At 62.0% G+C, this 18553-nt stretch carries 18 protein-coding genes; 5 read left to right on the plus strand and 13 right to left on the minus strand.

All coding sequences use genetic code 11. The features are described 5' to 3' along the window. Positions 1 to 303 precede the first annotated feature (303 nt). The 3 genes from ACYQ3S_RS03680 to ACYQ3S_RS03690 are packed head-to-tail and all read right to left on the minus strand — an operon-like array spanning position 304 to position 3224. Positions 304 to 963: a CatA-like O-acetyltransferase gene (locus ACYQ3S_RS03680; protein WP_459687381.1), complete on the minus strand. Its 660-nt coding sequence runs from the start codon at positions 961 to 963 to the stop codon at positions 304 to 306. Beyond that, a complete protein-coding gene (locus tag ACYQ3S_RS03685; RefSeq protein WP_459687382.1) occupies positions 960 to 2336 on the minus strand; it encodes an MATE family efflux transporter in 1377 nt (458 codons plus the stop codon). Before ACYQ3S_RS03685 ends, ACYQ3S_RS03680 begins: the two co-directional genes overlap by 4 nt. Positions 2337 to 2393: 57 nt before the next feature. After that, positions 2394 to 3224, minus strand: coding sequence for a MerR family transcriptional regulator (locus ACYQ3S_RS03690; protein ID WP_459687383.1), 831 nt, complete (start codon positions 3222 to 3224; stop codon positions 2394 to 2396). 123 nt (positions 3225 to 3347) lie between these two features. Here ACYQ3S_RS03690 and ACYQ3S_RS03695 point away from each other — a divergent pair, with 123 nt between their 5' ends. Beyond that, positions 3348 to 4232, plus strand: coding sequence for an SPL family radical SAM protein (locus tag ACYQ3S_RS03695; protein ID WP_459687384.1), 885 nt, complete (start codon positions 3348 to 3350; stop codon positions 4230 to 4232). A 162-nt stretch (positions 4233 to 4394) separates the two neighbouring features. Beyond that, the gene (locus ACYQ3S_RS03700) at positions 4395 to 4634 is read left to right on the plus strand and encodes a hypothetical protein (protein WP_459687385.1); all 240 of its coding nucleotides are present in this window, start codon (positions 4395 to 4397) and stop codon (positions 4632 to 4634) included. An 86-nt stretch (positions 4635 to 4720) separates the two neighbouring features. On the opposite strand, the gene ACYQ3S_RS03705 is transcribed toward ACYQ3S_RS03700, so the two are convergent. Beyond that, a complete protein-coding gene (locus ACYQ3S_RS03705) occupies positions 4721 to 4972 on the minus strand; it encodes a helix-turn-helix domain-containing protein (RefSeq protein ID WP_054327498.1) in 252 nt (83 codons plus the stop codon). A 102-nt stretch (positions 4973 to 5074) separates the two neighbouring features. On the opposite strand from ACYQ3S_RS03705, the gene ACYQ3S_RS03710 reads away from it, so the two are divergent. Beyond that, positions 5075 to 5242, plus strand: a complete 168-nt coding sequence (locus ACYQ3S_RS03710; RefSeq protein ID WP_459687386.1) for a hypothetical protein — start codon at positions 5075 to 5077, stop codon at positions 5240 to 5242. 43 nt (positions 5243 to 5285) lie between these two features. Here the strand turns inward: ACYQ3S_RS03710 and ACYQ3S_RS03715 are convergent, their stop codons facing one another. From ACYQ3S_RS03715 to ACYQ3S_RS03725, 3 genes are all read right to left on the minus strand, one after another. After that, positions 5286 to 7013 carry a hypothetical protein gene (locus tag ACYQ3S_RS03715; protein WP_459687387.1) on the minus strand — a complete coding sequence of 576 codons (1728 nt, stop codon included), beginning with the start codon at positions 7011 to 7013 and terminating at the stop codon, positions 5286 to 5288. Positions 7014 to 7095: 82 nt separating this feature from the next. Beyond that, positions 7096 to 7413, minus strand: coding sequence for an RNA polymerase sigma factor (locus tag ACYQ3S_RS03720; protein ID WP_459687388.1), 318 nt, complete (start codon positions 7411 to 7413; stop codon positions 7096 to 7098). Then, positions 7391 to 7627, minus strand: a complete 237-nt coding sequence (locus ACYQ3S_RS03725) for a hypothetical protein (protein WP_459687389.1) — start codon at positions 7625 to 7627, stop codon at positions 7391 to 7393. The genes ACYQ3S_RS03720 and ACYQ3S_RS03725 overlap by 23 nt, the downstream gene beginning before the upstream one ends. Before the next feature lie 148 nt (positions 7628 to 7775). Between ACYQ3S_RS03725 and spoIID the strand changes: the two genes are divergently transcribed. Continuing rightward, positions 7776 to 8759, plus strand: coding sequence for a stage II sporulation protein D (gene spoIID, locus ACYQ3S_RS03730; RefSeq protein ID WP_459687390.1), 984 nt, complete (start codon positions 7776 to 7778; stop codon positions 8757 to 8759). Between the two features lie 105 nt (positions 8760 to 8864). After that, entirely contained in the window at positions 8865 to 9587 is a 723-nt protein-coding gene (locus ACYQ3S_RS03735) for a peptidoglycan DD-metalloendopeptidase family protein (protein ID WP_459687391.1), read from the plus strand. 44 nt (positions 9588 to 9631) lie between these two features. Here the strand turns inward: ACYQ3S_RS03735 and ACYQ3S_RS03740 are convergent, their stop codons facing one another. The 6 genes from ACYQ3S_RS03740 to ACYQ3S_RS03765 form a co-directional block, all read right to left on the minus strand. Next, positions 9632 to 10321 (minus strand): hypothetical protein, encoded by a 690-nt coding sequence (locus ACYQ3S_RS03740; protein WP_459687392.1) that lies wholly within the window; start codon positions 10319 to 10321, stop codon positions 9632 to 9634. Between the two features lie 93 nt (positions 10322 to 10414). Further along, positions 10415 to 13531, minus strand: a complete 3117-nt coding sequence (locus tag ACYQ3S_RS03745) for an efflux RND transporter permease subunit (protein WP_459687393.1) — start codon at positions 13529 to 13531, stop codon at positions 10415 to 10417. Between the two features lie 6 nt (positions 13532 to 13537). After that, positions 13538 to 14764 (minus strand): efflux RND transporter periplasmic adaptor subunit, encoded by a 1227-nt coding sequence (locus tag ACYQ3S_RS03750; protein WP_459687394.1) that lies wholly within the window; start codon positions 14762 to 14764, stop codon positions 13538 to 13540. 38 nt (positions 14765 to 14802) lie between these two features. Then, positions 14803 to 16059, minus strand: coding sequence for a TolC family protein (locus ACYQ3S_RS03755; protein ID WP_306488602.1), 1257 nt, complete (start codon positions 16057 to 16059; stop codon positions 14803 to 14805). A 22-nt stretch (positions 16060 to 16081) separates the two neighbouring features. Continuing rightward, complete coding sequence (locus ACYQ3S_RS03760) at positions 16082 to 17347, minus strand: TolC family protein (protein ID WP_459687395.1); 1266 nt, start codon at positions 17345 to 17347, stop codon at positions 16082 to 16084. Positions 17348 to 17373: 26 nt separating this feature from the next. Further along, positions 17374 to 18384 carry a LacI family DNA-binding transcriptional regulator gene (locus ACYQ3S_RS03765; RefSeq protein ID WP_459687396.1) on the minus strand — a complete coding sequence of 337 codons (1011 nt, stop codon included), beginning with the start codon at positions 18382 to 18384 and terminating at the stop codon, positions 17374 to 17376. Positions 18385 to 18553 lie beyond the last annotated feature (169 nt).

Raw genomic sequence — 18553 nt, forward strand, 5'->3', positions numbered from 1 at the left:
TCTTTGTAAGTTTTGTCGAAATGAACAATTATGAATAAATTGTAAACGTGTTTTTGTCAGTTTTTCATCTTGCTTTCAAAAATTCTTGGCGCTATAATTTTAACATCTTCGGTGGACAGCTTTTTTGAGACGTTCTCGCTCGAAGCCGTTTTTATTTATTGCTAAGACACGCGACGGGGCGGTGCAATAGCGCGGCCTGAAGTCGCGTTCTTTTTTTGCGCAAAACATATTTTTTGCGCAAAACCAGGAAAAGAGACAGGCCGGTGCCTGTCTCTTTTTTCGCACGCCGGCCGGCCGCACGTTTCACTCCGTGCTGTATGACAGCTCCTGTTCCGCGTCAAAGCCGTCCAGATAGGCCTGCAGGCCGTCGATCAGCCGCCCGATGTGCAGGCCGTCCACAAACGAATGGTGCGCCTGCACGGAAAACGGCAGCACTGTCCGCCCCTGCTTTTCCCCGTACCGGCCCCAGTCGAACAACGGCGTCCCGTTGTCCTTCCCGCCGGACGCGGTATGCGAGATATGCGTATACCGCACCCACGGCAGCGCGGAGCACTGGAACACATCCGTCCCCAACGGGCCGGTGAAATACGCCGTCTGCCGCCGCGCGGTCTCAGCCGCCAGCGCCACATATTCCCGCATGGTGGGGCAAAGCGGCACGGTCACTACCTTGAACAGCTCGCTCTCCGACTCCAGCCAGGTGAACGCCGTATCGATCCGGTCAAACAGCACGACCTTGTCCGCCACAAAACGGTAGCGGAACGCCTCGACCGCATGGGCGCAGCGGCACGCCGCATAGGTCATGGCCAGCGTAAACGACCAGCCCTGCGCGCGCACCTGCGCAAGGAACCGCGTGATATCCAGCTCGGCCGTTACGCAATAGGACGGCAGCAGGTGCTCGCGGAACACCGCACAGTGCGTTGCGCGCGGCCAGTCCGTCAGGTCGATCTCCCGATAAGGGTTCATATCCACGCCTCCTTTTCCCCATCGTAGCATGGGGCGGGGCGCAGGTCAAGCCGGAACTGCCGCACGGTGTACGCGATGGTGTATACCGCCATCACGCCCGAGACCAGCGGCGCGACGCAGCCGAGCAGAAACAGACTGTCAGGGCGGTAGGTCTGCACCAGATACAGCAGCGGGATGCGCACGCACAGCGCGCCGAAGCAGCAGGAGAACATGGTGAACAGCGTTTTGGAGCGGCCGTTCAGATACCCGTTTAGACAGAACACAAACGTCACCATCAGGTAGTCGAACGAGCAGGCGCGGAAGAACGGCACGCCCGCCGCGATGGTCGCCGCGTCGCGGGTGAACAGGCCGATCATGCTTTGCGGCGAAAGCTGCGCCCACAGGAAAAAGCACGCCGCCGCGGCCAGCGCGAACCCCAGCCCCGCGCCCACCGCGGTCCGCACGCGCGCCGGCCGCTGCGCGCCGTAATTCTGCGCCGTGAACGCGGCCAGCGCCGAGGCGACCGAGGTCGCGGGCAGCATGGCGAACACGTCGTACTTGCTCGCCACGCCGACCGCGGAGGCCGCGTCCACCCCGAGCGCGTTGACGACCGCGGTCAGGTACAGGAAGGAGATGCGCACCATCAGCTCCTGGAACGAGATCGGGATGCCCACGCCCGCCAGCTCGCGGGCGCGCGCGCCGTCGATGCGCAGGTTGCGCAGCGTAAACTTGAAAATAAAATGCCCGCGGTTCAGGTACACGATCGCGCATACCATGCTGACCGCCTGCGCCGCGATCGTGGCCACCGCTACGCCGCGCACGCCCCAGCCGAACACGCCGGTCAGCAGCAGGTCGCCCGCGATATTGAGCACGCACGCCAGCGCGATGAACAGCATCGGCCGCTGGGAGTCGCCGTAGCCGCGCAGGATGGCGCTGATGGCGTTATATCCGCAGATAAACGGGATGCCCCAGCCGCAGGTCACCACATACTGACGCGCCAGCACAAACGCCTCCTCCGGCGTCTGCAGCGCGGTCAGGATGGGCGAGGCCAACCCGATCACCAGAAGCATCAGCACCACGGAAAACGCCGCGAATACGGTCAGCGTGGTGCCGATGGACTTGCAGGTCTGTTCCTCGTCGCGCATGCCGGTGTATTTGCCGACCAGGATGGTGCCGCCCAGCGTCAGGCCGGTGATCAGGCTGGTGACAATCTGCGTCACCTGCGTGCCGGTCGATACCGCGGCCACGCTCGCGGGATCGCAGAACCAGCCGATCACCGCCAGATCGACCGCGCCGTACAGCGCCTGGATGATATTAGCGATCAGGAACGGCACGGTGAAACGCATCAGCACGGGCAGCACGCGCCCCTCGGTCAATAGGTTTTTCTCTGTCATGGATATGCCTCCCTTGTTGTCTGCAAGAAAAGCATAAACCCTCCAGCAACTGGAGGGTCAAGGGGTATTTTCACTTTTTTTCACCGGCACCTGCAGCTCGGTCAAATACTGGGTCTCATCGCTGGTGAAGCCCGCGTCGATATGCGTCACCTCAACCGAGTCCTCGGCCAGCTCGAACCCGCGCCGCGCGGCCTCGTCCAGCAGCAGCTCATAGGAGGGCGCGCTGTGCGCATGCGTGCCGCGGTAGCACACGGTCAGCCATTCGCCCGCGGGCAGGTGGAGCACGGGACCGCCGTACTGCTCCTCCGGCTCGACGAACAGGAATATCCCCGTGTAGCGGTCGAACTGCCGCGCGTACAACCGCTCGCGCGCAATCGATACGCCCACCTTGCCCAGGAACACCGCCGCATCCTGCCGGATATGGCTTTGCAGCTCGGCCAGCGGCGTTTCCAGATCGCCGCCCTGCGGGATCTCCTGCCGCAGGAATGCGATCGCGCGGGCGGGCAGCGTCTTTTGCAGCACAACGCCGGTCTCGGCCGTCCTCGCGCGCCGCAGGTCATCCAGCCGCCGGCCGATCCGCCGCTCGATGCGCTGCAGCTCGTCCAGCCGCCGCCGCGTGTCCGCCAACTGCTCCTGCAGGAGCCGTTCCACCACGTCGGTATCGCGGTTTTCAAAAAAACCGCGGATGCGCTCGAGCGACACGCCCAGCGCGCGCAGGTATTTGATGGTGTTGAGCCGTTCAAACTGTCCCGCGGAATAATAGCGGTAGCCGGTGCGCGGGTCCACCCGCTCGGGCCGGAGCAGGCCGATCTCGTCATAGAACCGCAGCGTGCGCACCGGCACGGCGAACAGCTTATGCATCTCCCCAATCGTGAACAGGTCCTTCATCCCTACCGTCCTTTCCGCGTTTGCCCGGGCATTCTCCTGCGGCTATTATAGCATATCCGGACACGCATTGTCCGTTTTTTCTGGTATAATGATAGCGCAACCCCCAGGAAAGGCGGTGCGGCCATGCGGACCATACTGGCAAAAACCATCGTCACCAGCACCAAAAACGGCGCGGGCTGGTTCGGCGCGCGCTACAATATGAACATCTACCGCGGCTGCTCCCACGGCTGCATCTACTGCGACAGCCGCTCGGAATGCTACCGCAACGACGATTTCGACATCGTCTGCGCCAAGCAGGACGCGCTGCGCATCATCCGCGACGACCTGCGGCGCAAAACGCAGCCGGGCGTGGTCTCCACCGGCGCGATGAGCGACCCATACAACCCGTTCGAGCGCGCTGAGCAGCTCACGCGTCACGCGCTCGAACTGCTCGCGGCCTATGGCTTCGGCACGGCCATCGCCACCAAAAGCGACCTGATCTGCCGCGATATCGACGTGCTGCGCGAGATCCATGCGGCTGCGCCCGTGCTGTGCAAGCTGACCGTGACCACCGCGGACGACGCGCTCGCCCGCGTGATCGAGCCGTACGCGCCCCCGCCCTCCGCGCGGCTGGACGCGCTCGCCCGCCTGTCGGACGCGGGCCTGCCCACCTGCATCCTGCTCATGCCTGTGCTGCCGTGGCTGACCGATACCGAGGAAAACATCCGCACGCTGGTACGGCGGGCCAGAGAGGCGGGCGTGCCGTATATCTATCCCGCGCTCGGCCTGACCCTGCGCGACCGCCAGCGCGCCTACTTTTACCAGCAGCTCGACCGCGCCTTCCCCGGCCTGAAGCAGAAATACATCGCGCGCTACGGCACACGCTACCAGTGCGCCAGCCCGCACGCACGGCAGCTTTGGACGGTTTTCACCCGCGCCTGCGACGAAGCGGGCATCTTTTACCGGATGCGCGACATCACCCGCCGCTACCAGCGCGGCTTCGGCTGCGGACAGCTTTCGTTTTTCTGACCATGCGCAAAGCGCACAAAAAATTCCCTGCCGCAATTTGTTCAAAACCGCCTTTGCGGTTTCGGCCGTTTTCTCCTAAAATAAAAGCGCAGCGTGCAGCTTATCCGCAAGCTCCATGCTGTTTGGACAGCTTAACTATTTTGTGAAAGGGAGGAAACCGGAATGAAACGCATTCAGGCGGCCTGTATCTGCCAAACCCTGCACTTTCTGCTCAAGGAGGACGCGCCGCGCGCCAGCGCAGTGCGCCAGATCCGCGAGGAGGTCGAGCATTATAAACGTTCGCTGGAACGCAACCGCACCCAGTACAGGATCGTGGAGGAGGCCGAACAGCCGGACGGTTCGATCGTCGTCCGCATCATCAAGCAGTACAACCAAAGCCCCGTCGGCAGCTATCTGGACTGAGCCGCGCTGCCCGCACAGGAAAAAGAACGTCCCGCCGCGTGCGGGACGTTCTTTTTGCGCTGCATACGGTTTCGGCCTCCCCGCCGTCACTCTTCCGACAGCAGTTCCTCCGCAGGGACTTTGAAGATCGCGGCCAGCGCGCGCAGCTCGATATCCGTGACAAACCGCTTGCCGCACTCGATCCGCTGTATCGCGTTCTTATCCAGGTCAACGCCCTCCAACTGCATGCGTTCGGCCAACGCGCGCTGGGATACCTTCGGGGAAAGGCCGGAACGCAGCCGCGCGACCTTTCTGCCGCAGATATTGCAGCTTCCATCTGCTAAACGGTTCTTGTACATTCTTTTTCCTCCCGTTGACATTTAGTAATTGTCATCAGCCTTATTATGTGCTATACTGCAAGCAAGAATGACATTCACTAAATGTCAAATGGAGGTTGCACAATGTCTTTTTACGAACAGGCCCTGCAGCGCTTCCTCAGGGAAGCCGGCGCCGCTGCGGACAGCGACGCCCGCCGCGCCCTGGCGGAGCAGGCTTTCCTTGCGGGCTGGCGCGCCGCCGGCGGCGAACTGCTTCTGGTCGACCACATCCCGATGGAAGACGAAAAATGATCCCCCAGACAAGTCTGGGGGATCATTTTTATTGCATTCTTTTTCAAATATACGGCTTTGTCGTATCGATGCGGATGGTCTGCGCGGCGTCGTCCCATTCCACGCGCACGCCCAGCATGAAGCACAGGTCGCGCAGCTTGAAATAGTGGTTGCCGTCGATCTCATAGGCTTTGCCGACCAGCGGCATCCCCATATCCTGCAGATACACCTCCGCGGTGGCACGGGCCGCGGTCTGCCCGCCGCCGCTGAGCGGCTCCAGCTCGCCGCCGACCGGCGTATAAGCGCCCGCGGCGATCGTCACTCGGTTCGCTTCCCCATCCCAGGATACGCTGAACGCCGTGTTCGTCCCCGCAAAGGCCATCGCCAGGTCGCGCAGCTTGAAATAGTTGCTGCCCTCGATTTCATACGCCGCAGCCGCGACCGGCGTGCCGTTCACCTCTATTTTCGCGCCGGAAACCACGGCGGACTTGCGCAGCTCCGGCTTCACTGCGTCATGCGTCAGGATATACTGCACGGCGGTATCTATGCCGTTGAGGTAATCCGAGAAGGACTGTCCGACCGTGATATCGGGCGGGAAGCTTTCAACGCCGTAGGGCTTGGCCGCCTCATAATAGCTGCCCAAATCGATGAATTTGTTGGAATACTGGCCGCGGAACTTGGAATTGGGCAGCTCGAACACGGTCACAGCACCGAAATGATCCACGCTGCCACCGGTCGGCGTACCGACCACAGCAGCGCCGATGTCCTTGAGCTGCACCGTATTAATCAGCGCGGAGGAAAAGGTATTCTCTCCCGCGAGCGCGTACACAGCGTTTCCTTTGGCCAGGAATTGCTGCGCCAGATAGGTGATCGGGTACAGCACGCCGTCCGACCCGCCGCCGTTGCTGCGCAGGTCAATGACGAACTTTGTGTATTCGCCGGAGGCGAGCTTTCCTTCGACCTCAGCGGCAAACTGCTCCATCGGCAGGTTCGGATCCTCAAAGCATTTATTATACTGCATATACAGTGTGCCGCCGCCCAGGTCGAGCAGCTTGTAGTAAACGCTCCCGTCCGGCTCGGTCGCAGGCACGTCCTTCCGCAGCATGTCGCGGGTGATCCATTCCCCCGCTTTCAGCGCCGCTGCCGCCTCGGCCTGCGTCATGCAGGGGATATGCAGCACGGTTTCTTTTCCCGCCGCATCCCGCACGCCGACCGTAACCATATCGGAATCCGCATCAATGACACCGTAATGTTCCAACACATCGGCCACATAAAGCAGCTGCCCTACCCGTATGCGCTGCTCGACCGCGTTGTCGTAGCTTATCATGGGCGAAAGGCGCTCGGTCACCTCATCGATTGGCATGCCGTTGATCGACGTGATCTCCTGCCCGATATACGACCGGCAATCGGCCACGCCGCCGGTCAGCGTCCAGCGGCCGCCGTACCATTTCGGCACCATGCCAAGCTGTCTGAGCTGGCCGGAAAGCGCGCTGCCGACCGACAGCATCGTATGCGAATCATGCGCCAGCGCCGCCAGCTCGGCAAGCCCGATCGCAAAATCCAGATCGGACGCGGTATCCAGCTCGGCTTCGATCTCCGCCTTTTTGTCCGCGACCGCCTGCTCGGTCGTATTGGCGTAAAAATCCGGATGCTTTGTGGTCAGCGTCTCCACCAAATAGTCCAGATCCTCCTGTCGCCGCTGCGCCGCATCGTCCGCCGCGCCCGCCAGAGGCAGGCAGCCCAGTATGACCGCCGCGCCCAGGCAGCCTGCCAGCCAGCGTTTCATGTTCATGTTTCACCGCTCCTTTTGTATTATTTTAATAGCACAATTATATACTCTCCTCTCGGTATTTGTCAATCCCTTTTCGCACAGTCTAAGAAAAGCTCTGGTTGCGCAGCTCCAGGTTATATGCCAGCAGCCGCCGCAGCCGCGTCTTTCCGCGCGTCAGGTGCCGCGACACCGCCGACTGGCTGATGCCCAGCTTGTACGCGATCTCCTTGCCGGAAAGCCCTTCCACCTCGTTGAGCCACAGCACCTCATACTGCCTGCCGGTCAGCTGCTCCTTCAGAGCGCGGAAAAACGCCTCCCGAAACGCCGCACGGAACGCGCTGTCGTCCCCGGCCAGCGCGGCGACATAATCCTCGTATGCCGCACGGTCGGCCTCGCGTTCAAACAGCCCGCTTGTCCTCATTCTGCATGCCTCCTTTTTGATAATAATGCTCCAGCACGAACGCTGTCTTGCGGCTCTCGTTGATCAGCACGCGCAGACAGCCGATACGCTGCTTTAACCGGTATTTGACCTCTTTCTGGCGCGCGCGCCGCTGTGCCACCTGAAGCTGGCGCAGACGCAGCTCCAGCAACGCGGTATTCGACCTGTATTCCCGCGCCATCTCGTGAAGCGTCATAACAGCCCTCCCATTTAATCGAACATTTGTTCGTATTCTGTAGTTCAAATAATACTACATATTGGAAGCGCTGTCAATAACAACCTATATTTGGTGTTCTATCAATTAATTGCTTTGCATATAGTTCCAGAGAAAGGAGGCGTCGGACATGCGCAAGCTGTTGCTGGCCGGCTGCGGCCTGGTTTCCGTCCTGTACCTGCTGCCTATGGTGTGGTCGTTTGGCGGGATTGCGGACGGGCAGGCACCGGAGATGCCCTTGATCCCCGACGCCGCGCCGGTGGACGCGGCCGCGGACGCCGGAGCGGCGGATTATTCAACCGTCACGGTGGAAATCGACGGAACCCCGACCTCACTCCCGCTGGAAACCTATGTGGAGGGGGTTGTCGCCGCGGAGATATCCAACGATTTCCCGCTCGAGGCAATCCGCGCGCAGGCGGTCGCGGCGCGCACCTACGCGGTCTATAAGCTCTCCCGCGGCCGTCCCGACGTCCATCCGGACGCCGACCTTTGCGACGATTACCACCACTGCGCGGCCTACCGCGACGTTGCGGTGGAAACCGCCGCCGGCAGCGACCTGTCCCGCGTGCGGCAGGCGGTTCGGGATACCGAGGGGGAGATCCTCACCTACGACGGGGCGCCGATCGCCGCTGTCTTCCACTGTGTCAGCGGACCGCGCACCGAAGCGGCGGCCGACGTCTGGGGCGAGGATATCCCCTACCTGCAGAGCGAGGTCAGCCCCGGCGGCTCGGCCTGCAGCGAATACGAGTCGTCCGTCACCGTACCGGTGGAGGATTTCCGTCAGACCGTTCAGGAAAGCTTTCCTTCCGCCGAGGTATCCGGCGCGCCGGACACCTGGTTCAAGGCCTCCGTCCGGTCGGATGCGGGCGGCGTCATCACGGTAAAGCTCGGCGGCCTGACGGTAGAAGGCACGGCGGTGCGCGAGCTGTTCGGCCTGAACTCCACCAATTTCACCATCACCACCACCGAGGACAGTATCACCTTCCACACGATCGGCTATGGACATGGCGTGGGCCTTTCCCAATACGGCGCGAAATACCTCGCGGAGCAGGGCGCGACGTACCAGGATATCCTCTCCAACTATTACCAGGATACGGTCCTGACGCGGATTTGACGCTTCCCAGAGCGCGCCGGAGCGGTGCGCCTCGCAGATAAATCAAATTTTTTGTATATTTTTTTATCTCCACGGCCATACTTGGGTCAACGGAGGTAAAGGGATATGAAACAATATAATTCCAAACACACCGCTGCCCTTTCTACGCGCGGCTTTTACACCATCCTGACCGTATGCGGCCTGATTATTGCCGTATCCGCATGGGTGCTCTGGTCGAATTCCACCGCACCGGAGCAGGCAGCCCCGGCGCCAAGCACGCCGATCATCTCGCCGACAGAAGCCCTCCCCGACCTGTCCGACGATACGCCGGTCATGTCCGAGGAAGCGCCTGCGGACGAGGCGGCCGAGCCGGTGGACGCGCCGGTCGAACCGGAGCCTGCGCCGGCTGAGCCGGCGGTCACCGTGTCCGCGCCGGTCTATGTGCGGCCGACCTCGGGCGCCGTCATTACGCCGTTCTCCGGCGACGAGCTGCTGTTCCAGCCCACGTTCGGCGACTGGCGCGTCCATTCCGGCACGGACTTTGGTGCGGAGGCCGGCGAGACCGTGCTGGCCCTGACCGACGGCACCGTGCAGGAGGTCTTTGAGGACGGGCTGTACGGCACCTGCGTCACGCTTTCGCACGACGCGGACCTGATGACCACCTACCGCGGCCTGACCGACGTGCGCGTCGTTGCCGGCCAGGCGGTCACGGCGGGCGAAGCGCTCGGCGCATGCGCGGAAAGCATCGACGCGGAAGCGGCGCTCGACCCCCACGTCCATGTGGAGGCGTCCCGCGCCGGCACGGCGATCGACGTACTCGAGCTGCTGGGAGAAAGCGGCACGGAATAACGGAAAAGCCGCGGGACCAACGTCCCGCGGCTTTTTTGCGCGCGTTATTCCGTTACTGCGGGCTGGGCGGTGTAGTTGCCTGTCAGCCCGCCGCCCGCAACGGTCACGATATTCTCCGCCAGCAGGAAATTGATCTCCCCGTCCGCGGATTTGGCGGTCTCGCCCGTTATCTCGGCGACGCCTTCGGTGCCGTCTGAAAAGCGGTAGGTCAGCCGGCCTTCCTCCTCCTGCGCGATCTCCAGCCCGACCGAAGCAGGTCCCGCATAGGAACCCGCCCAGCCGTATGTATGCACCGCTGCCGGATCATACAGCGGGAAGGTGGCGTAATCGTCGAGCACACCGTCCCCCAGGTAATGGTACGTCTCTCCGGTCTCGCGGTCGACCGCGAGCTTTCCGACCGGCTCGCCCATCTCATCGCTGACCTCCACCACCAGGTATTCATGCGTCCGGCCGGCCTCGGCGCCGACCGAAAGGGTCTCGCCGGTCGCGGCGGCCACATAGCGCGACGTGTCAAACAGTTCGCCCACCTGGCGAAGCACCTCTTCCTCGGACAGCGTTCCGCCGCCCACGGCGTCTCCGTCCAGCAGGCCGGCCTGCTCTGCCTGCTCCAGGGCCTGCAGCTGAGGATTAACCTTGCCGGCCTCCTCCGCCGCCGGTCCTACCGTATCGGTCTGTCCGGCGCAGCCGGACAGCACCAGTACGCAAAGCGCGGTAACCGCGATCGATCGTTTCACCTTGCCTGCCTCCTTTTTCGCTGTTTCCATACGTTTTATTATGATACCGTATCCACGCGAAAAAAGCAATGGCCAGTTATCCGGCAAACGCGGTTATTCCTCGCCTTTTTTCCATTTCTTCCGCCAGCCATGCTCTTTTTTCGGCCGGTTCGCCCATTTTTTGATCCGCTCAACCACGCTGTCCGTCAACGAATAGTATACCGGCGTGATGAACAGGGTCGCAACGGTGGAAATGACCATGCCGGTCATCATTACCACGCCCATCGGCGCCATCATCTCCGAGCCTTCGCCGCCCGCAAACACCATCGGCACCAGGCCGAGGATCGTGGTCAGCGCGGTCATCAGCACCGGACGCACGCGGCGCGGACAGGCGTTCAGGATCGCGGTGTTCTTATCCTCGCCGCGCTCCCGCCGCTGCAGGATATAGTCGACCAGCACGATCGAGGAGTTGACCACCGTACCGGCCAGGATAATGACCGCCAGCAGCGCAACCATGGACACCTTGTTGCCCGTCGGCCACAGCAGCATCAGCGAACCGAGCAGGCCGATCGGCAGGATCAGCATGATCGCCACCGGCAGGGCGAACGAGTTGAACTGGCTCGCCAGGATGAAATACACCAGCAGGATGGCGACCGCCAGCGCGGTCAGCAGGGACCCTGTCGTTTCCGCGATGCTGGAGGCCGATGTATCCCCGTCTTCAATCTGTACCCCTTCTGGGAACTGGTAGCCCGCTACGATCTCATTGACCTTTTGCATGATGCCGACGCTGTCGCCCGATTCGCTTTCGCCCGTGATCGTGACCGTTTCATCCTGATCGATACGGGTGATTGACTGCGGAGACAGCTCGGTGTAGACGTCCGCTACCATGGAGAGCGGCACCGTGCCGCCGGTCGCGGCCGGAAGCTGCAGCGACTTGAGCGCGTCGATATCCTGCGAAAGCGTCTCGTCGCCCGAAATGGTCACATCGTATTCCTCGCCGCCCATGCGCAGCGTGGTCGCGGTCGAACCGGTCAGCTCGCCGCGCACCAGCGTGCCGATCGTGGCCGCGGTCAAACCAAAGCGGGATGCGTTCTCGCGGTTGACCTTGACTGCCACACGCGGCACCTCGTCGCCGGAAGAGGACTCGACATTGATCGCGTCCGGTATCGTGCTGATTTCCTGCACCAGATCGTCGGCCACTTCCGCGAGCTGGTCATAATCCTTGCCGGAAAGCTGAACGCTGATATCCGAACCTTCGCCCATCGACATGCTGCTGGCCGAGACGGTGATCTCGCAGCCCGCGATATCCGCCAGGTCGCGGCGAAGCTGGTTGGCGACCTCGGCAGAGGAGCGGTCGCGCTCCTCCAGATCGACCAGCGAAATCGTAACGCTCGAGCCGGACGCGCTCGACATGACCGAGGCCGAGCTGCCCGTGCTGTAGTAAACCTGCTCCATTTCCGGTATGGTTTTTTCCGCGATCGCCACAATGCGGTCCTGAATCGCCGCGGTCTCCTCCATTGTGGAGCCGCTCGGCATACCGACCGATACGCTGATCGAGCCCTGGTCCATCTCCGGAATCAGCTCCATGCCGGCCATGCCCATGCTGAATACCGAAACGACGCAGATTACCACTGTGAGCAGGATGCCCACCGCGCGGCGGGTGATGAACAGCTTGAGTGCTTTCTTATACATCCGTGCAAACGGGCGGTCACCCATCACCTGCTCCCGCGTGCCGGGCTTGCCGCCGGCAATACGGTGTACACCGCCGCGGTCGAGCAGGATATAGCACAGCAGCGGCACCAGCGTCAGCGAAATAATCAGGGACGAAGAAAGCAGCGCCACAATCGTGATGCAGAATTCCTTGAACATCATGCCGGTCATGCCGCCCGACAGGCCGATGGGCAGGAATACGGCGATCGTCGTCAGGGTAGAGGCGGTGACCGAGGTCACAACCTCCTTTGTACCCTTGGTGCAGGATTCCCAGCGGTCGTACCCGTCCGTGCGGTAATGGAAGATGTTTTCCAGCACAACGATAGAGTTATCCACGATCATGCCGACGCCGAGCGCGATACCGCCCAGCGACATCATGTTCAGCGTGATATCCAGCGCGAACATAATCAGGAAAGTGAACAGGATGCAGCACGGCATCGCCACGGAAATGGCGACCGTTGCGCCCAGGTCACGCAGGAACAGCAGCAGCACGACTGCCGCGAACAGCACGCCCATCCAGATGTTTGACACGGTGTTATCCACCGTCATGTTGATGTAATCCGACTGGTCCATGACCAGGCTCCAGTCGAGCGCCTCATAGTCCGCGGTCAGGATATCCAGCTCGCTTTTCGCCAGCTCGGCAATCTCCACCGTGTTCGAACCGGACTGCTTGTTGACCGACAGCAGCAGGCATTCCTTGCCGTCCACCTTTGCCAGCGCGTCCTGGTCCTTGGGCTGCATGGATACGTCCGCGATCTGGCTCAGGCGCACCGTGCCGCCCGTGGGGAGCGAGATCAGGGCGTTTTTCACATCGTCCACCGACTGATACTCGCCGTCCGTGCGCACGGACAGCGTCTGCGAGCCGCTGTCCAGCTCGCCGCCCGGCACGGCCATGTTGTCCGCGCCGATCTGCTGCGCGACCGAGGACACGGTCAGGTTGAAGCCCTTGAGACGGGCCGCATCGGTCTTGACCGCGACCTCATTCTCATAGCCGCCCATGATGTCTACCGACGCCACGCCCTCCAGGCGTTCGAGCGCCGGCTCCAGTTCATCCTCCGCGATCGACTGCAGCGTAGCCAGGTCGCTGCCTGTGAGCGCCACCATGATAACCGGCATGGAGTCGATGTCAATGGACATGACCGTCGGGTCGGAGGCGTCCTCCGGCAGCTGGGATTTCACCATATCGACCTTGTCGCGCATATCGGTCAGCGTTTCATCCAGGTCAGTGCCGTAATCGAACTGTACAATGACCATGGACATGTTCTCCGCCGAAGTCGACATCAGCGTATCCAGGCCCGCCAGACCCGCGCACGCGGACTCCAGCGGCTTTGTGACCTGCTGCTCGATATCCTCCGGTCCCGCGCCCGCATAGGTCGAATATACGATCGCCACCGGCAGCTCCATCTCAGGCATGAGCGCGAGCGGCAGCGATTGGAAGCAGTAAAAACCAAACACGACGATCAGGATGTACGTCAGTATGGTCATTACATTATGCTTGATACAGGTTTCCGCGATTTTCATAAGGAGTTAGCCCTCCCCATCCGCGGCGGCCGGCACATCGTCCGACCCTTCGGTCTCGTTCAGGACGCTGTCCTCACCGGTCACGACGCGCACCATCGCGCCGTCCGACAGGTAGGATTGCCCTTTCACGACCACCACATCCCCTTCGGCCAGGCCGGAAAGGATCTCGGTATCCGTTTTGCTGACCAGGCCGGTCTCCACCGTAACGCGCGTCACGGTGTCCCCGCTGCCGAAGTCATCCACCACGAAAACATACTGCTCCTCATTCGCGCCGGTCAGGATCGCCTCGGTCGGCACGGAGAGCGTGTTTTCCCTGCGGTTGGTATAGAAAGTGACCGTCGCAAACGCGCCGATCGGCGGATTGACGTTGGACGGGAGCGTGATCGAGATATCATACAGGCTGGTCTGCACATTGGCCGCCGCGGGCAGGGAGGCGATCGTACCCCGCGTCATATCGTCCGACAGGACCGAGATGACAACGCCCGCTTCGTCCCCTGCCTTGATGTTGGTGTACACATCCTCCGCGACCGAGGTCTGCACCTCGACCTTGCCGTCCTCCGCGATGACCACGCCCGGCTGCGCGGACGAGGCCATGCCGCCGCGCACCAGGTTGACCGTGGTCACCGTGCCGCTGCAGGGCGCGGTCACCGTACCCAGCTTGGCCTGCGAGTTGATCTGGTCCATCGAGGCCTGTATCTGGGCGAGCGAGGCCGCCTGCTGCGCCTGCGCCTGCGCAACCGCCGCCTGCGCCTGCACCAGCGCCTGCTTGGCGTTGGTAACATCCTGCTCGGCGGCCGCGCCCGCCTCAAACAGCGCCTGCGTGTTATCCACCGTCCGCTGCGCCTGCTCCACGCCGATCTGCGCGGATTCGATCGCCCGGTCGGTCGCGGTCTTGGTGGCGCTGTAGGACTGCTGCAGCGCGCCCATCGTCGAGGTGACAGTGGTGGTATCCACGGTGAACAGGGTCTGTCCCTTGCTCACCTTATCCCCCTCCTTGACGGGGAGCGTCATCACCTGTCCCGCCAAAAGCGGGAACACCTGCACCTCATTGACCGCCGCGACCTTGCCGGTCACCGCGTATTCGGCGCTCATCTCGCCCGCCTGCACCTCCATCACCTCGACGGCGGTGCCGGCTGGCGCCGCCTCCTCTTCCACCGTTTCCTCCTTGCCGCAGCCCGCGCTGAACAGCATCGCGCCCGCGAGCACCGCGGCAAAAATACGTTTACGTCTCATTTGGTCCTCCATTGTGGTCTGATTTTCCGGCTGTTCTGTCAGGCTGCGCTGTCCATCACGCCGCGCTTCGCCCACTCGTATGTATTATACGAGGTAAACAAATTGATTTCGGCCGCGGCAGCCGCCTCCTGCGCCGCCTCCAGAGCATCCTGCGCGTCCGCAAAGGCCATCTGCGAGATCATGCCGCGCTGATACTGGACCTGCTGCACGGCAAACGTTTTTTCCGCCTGCTCCAGGTCGGCGTTGGCCGCGCGCAGCGCGTCCCCCTTCTCCTGCACATCCTTGTACAGCTTGCGGAACGACGCGGTCACGTTCTCCTTCTCCGCGTCCAGCGCGATCTTGGCCGCCTCATATGCGTACAGGTTGTTGGTCACGTTGTCCTCATAGTCGTCCGAAGCCCTGTCCGCCGTGTCCTGCTTGGCCCAGATGGAATAGCTGTTCTTCACCGCTTCCTTCAGGTCGGCCTCGTAGTCCATGGCGTCGAGCTGCTCCTGCGTCACGGCCGGCAGCGCCGCGGTCCGGAACACGGTACCCGTATGGTAGCCGCACTGGATGGCCAGGGTGTTGCTCAGGCTCTCATACTGGGTGTTCAGGGTGGTCTGGCTGGCCAGCAGGGTCTCCCGCTGGCTCTGCAGGCTCTTGAGCTGGTTCGGCCCTGCCATGCCGAGCGCGACCTGCTTCTCCACGGCCGCGATGTTGCGGTCAAGCTGGGCCAGGCTGCGTTCGGTCTCATTCAGGGAATACTGCAGGGCCTCCAGCGAGATATAGTTGTTCTCCGCGTCCTTGCAGATCTGGTCCGCGGCGTTCTGCATCTCGCGCCTTGTGCTGACCACGGTTTTCTGCTGGTCCTCTTTGGCGTCGTCCTCCTTGTCGTCCAGGTCGTTGTACGAGCTGTGCGCCGCCTGCAGGTTTCTTTCCAGCGTTCTAAGCTGGGCCTGCAGCGTGCTTTTGAGCGCCGCCTGCTCGGGGTCATCGCCCAGGTCATCGATCGCGTCTTTCAGGTCTGCAATCTGCTGCCTGTAGGAGGAGATCTGGTTGACGATCGTTATGTAATCCATATCGTAATCGACGCTTACATCGGTTTCTTCCTCGCTCTTGACCGTATTGTTATACGACTTGATGGACACGTTGTTTTCGCGCACGGTCTGCTCCAGCGTGTCAAAGGTCAGGCTGACCGGCGCGTTTTCCTCCGCTTCCGCAGCCTGCTCCCCGCTTCCGGCATCCGCCGCATACGCGGGCGCGCACATGCTGCACAGGAGCAGTGCGGAAAGCCCGGCGGCAATATATCTTTTCATCCTGTTCTCCTTTCTCTCACTCTCACGCGATGGCAGTGGTCAGCCCGCGCTTGGCCCATTCATACTGATTAAAAGCGGACACCAGGCCAAGCTCCGCGGTCTGCACATCCAGCTTTGCGTTTTCCAGCGTATCCTGCGCCTGCAGGTAGTCCAGACGGGAAAGCATGCCGCGCTCATACTGCAGCCGGCTGGTCTTGAAATCCAGCTCCGCCTGCTGTTCGGCGGTCTGCGCGGCCTGCAGGGTGCCGCGGGAGTCCTGCACCGACTGGAACGTGCTGGCAAACGCCGATTCCACGCTTTCCTGCTCGGCCGCCAGCGCCTCGCGCGCGGACTGCACGGCATACACGCTGCTGTCGTAGCTGTCGTCATACACGTTCTGCGCCTGCCGCAGCGTATTGCGCTTCTGCCAGATGGAAAAGCTGTTCTTCAGCGCCTCTTCCAGATCCGCTTCGTAGGACATCGCCTTCAGGTCCTTTTCCGTCACCGCCGCGAAAGCCGACGGCATCACCAGCGTTCCGGCGTCATAGCCACACATCAGCGCAAGGCTGCTTGCCAGGTTGTTGCACTGCGTCTGTAGGTTTGTGATGCCAAGCGCAAGGTTATCCCGCTGATTGCGCACGGTATCCATCTGGTACTGGCTGACCAGTCCAAGGGAAAGCTGCGTTTCCATTACATCCAGGCTGCGGTCCAGCGAGGCAAGCTGCCGTTCGAGCTTCTGCTGCGAATACTGCAGGTTTTGAATGGAGATCAGCAGCGTCTGCGCGGCCATGGTGATCTGGTCGGCCACGTTATCCGCCTGCTTCCTGATCTGGTAGACCGCATCCTCGATCTGCATGACCACCGCCGCGCCCTGCAGCGGCAGGCTGGCCGCGCTTTGCTGCAGGCTGTCCCGCTGGTTTTCCAGCAGCTTTTTCTGCGCCTCGTAGGTCTTATACAGGTCGCTCTCCTTATCAGCTATCTGCTCCATCGCCTCTTCCATTTTGCCGATCATCTCCTGGTACTGCTTGATCTGCAGTTCCAGCGCGCCGCCCTGTGCCTCAAACTGCTCGGACATGCTGGAGCCGGTATCCATACCGGCCGCGGTCTTGCGCAGCGACTGTACGCTCGCGTTGTTTTCCGATACCGCGCGCTCGACCGCCCGCAGTCCCATCTGCTTGACGGTAAGCGCTTCCGGCGGCGCCTCCTCCTGCACGGCGGCGGTCCCGCCGCTGTTCACGGCGCCGGCCGGCACGACCGTTGCCATACACAGCGCGCCGGCCAGCAGCGCGCCGATTACTCTTCGATTCATGGTCTTTCCGTTTGTCTCCTCTCCTGTCACAGCAGTTCGCGTGTGATAATGCGTGTATCCATATATTCCTCTTTCCGGCGCGGCGGCTCCCCCGTCCGCAGCGCCCGCACCAGTATCTCGACCGCACGCGCGGCCTGCAAAAGCGGGTTCTGGTCTATTGCGAAGTCCAGCCGCCCCCGCTCCAGATATTGCTGCACGGCCGCGGTCATCCCATGGCACACGGTCCGTATCGTGCCAGCCCGCCGCAAATAGGCGGGGTCCTCCAGGCATACCCCTGCCAGTTCGCAGGGCATATAAATGGCGCGGACATGCGGATGACGCTGCAGCAGCCCTTCGCACGAGCGGTCGAACGCGCCCGCGCTTTCCACCAGCTCAACGTGAAACCGTCCGCCGGCCAGCTCGCGCATCCGTTCCAGAAAGCCCCGCATGCGCGCCTCCCGTCCGGCGAACTCCCGCTGATCGGACAGCGCGAGCACCGTGCCTCCGGCGACGAACGGGGCGATCAGCCCTGCCGCGACGCGGCCGGACTTTTCCATATCCGCGCCGACATAGCACAGCCGCCCGCTGCGCCGCACATCCGCGTAACAGGCGACCACCGGCACACCCTGCCCGGCAAGGCGGTCGATCTCCTCTGCCATGGCGACCGTGTCGGGCGCCGCGACGATCAGGCCGCTGACGCCTTTTTCCTCCATCCGGCCGATCGCTTCAAAATACGAGCGGTGCGACCGGCTTTTCAGCTCTTCCACCCAAAGGTCCACATCGGCAGCGCCGCACTGCCGCGCCGCCAGCCGCAGCCCCTCGCGTATTTTCCGGCTCAGCAGCGCATCAAGGCCCGGCAGCAGCACGCCGATGCGGCAGGTCCCCTCCGCGCGCAGCGCATGCCGCTGCGCCGGCGTGGTGTACCCATATTCCCGAATGACTTTCTGCACCCGTTCGCGCACCGCCGGCGCAACGTTCGGCCGGCCGTTGACCACTCGGTCGACCGTGCCGCGCGACACGCCGCACTGCTCCGCGATCCACTGTGCAGTTATTTTCATAGCGGATTCCCTCTCTTTTGTGACAATGACCATCTTTTTCACAAGATGTATCCATTTTAGCACAGGCAAACTGCCCATACAAGCGCTTTTCCCCATTTTAGACATCTGTCTTTGATGTGTCGCATTCCCATTGTGCATTTTATTTTTGCACGGTTTTATCGTTTTTTTG

Source organism: Agathobaculum sp. TL06 (assembly GCF_054658635.1).